The sequence below is a fragment of the Mesorhizobium sp. M2A.F.Ca.ET.037.01.1.1 genome, assembly GCF_003998075.1.
GTDB lineage: Bacteria > Pseudomonadota > Alphaproteobacteria > Rhizobiales > Rhizobiaceae > Mesorhizobium.
Genome location: NZ_RZSA01001771.1, coordinates 1 through 493, shown reverse-complemented (window position 1 = coordinate 493; position 493 = coordinate 1). Strand labels below are relative to the sequence as shown.

Annotated in this window: 1 protein-coding gene; it reads left to right on the top strand. The window is 64.9% G+C overall.

Annotated features, from left to right (window positions below; translation table 11 throughout):
* On the top strand, window positions 1-290 hold a 290-nt coding region (locus EOA27_RS39720), incomplete at its 5' end, for a TSUP family transporter (RefSeq protein WP_145970958.1).
* Between the last annotated feature and the right edge of the window lie 203 nt (window positions 291-493).

The following is a 493-nucleotide window of genomic DNA, read 5'->3' as shown; positions in this document are numbered from 1 at the left end:
TCTACGCGCTGCCGATCCGGCTCGACCCGAAAGTGCTGTCCGGAACCGCGGCGATCTTCTTTGCCGCCACCAACGCGCTGAAGCTCATCCCCTATTTCGCGCTCGGCCAGTTCGACACCGCCAACCTCACGGCCTCGGCGGTTCTGATGCCGCTGGCGCCGCTGTCTACCATCGCCGGCGCCTGGCTGGTGCGCCGCATGCGGCCGGAGATCTTCTATCCGTTCACCTACGCCACCGTCGCGGTGGTCGCCGTCAAGCTGCTGTGGGATGGCATAGTCGGCTTGATGTAGAAACGAGGCGGCCTTCAACCGCCTCGCTCCAAAAGATGTAACGCTCAGGCGGCGCTCGGTACCAGCTGGCGGCCGCCGCCGAAGGCGAGCGCGGCGCCGAGCGCAATCACCATTGCCATGCCGGCAAGAATGCCGATGTCGTGCAGAGTGGGCTTCAGCACCATGTCGGCGATGATCACCAGCATCACCGCATAATCGAGGCG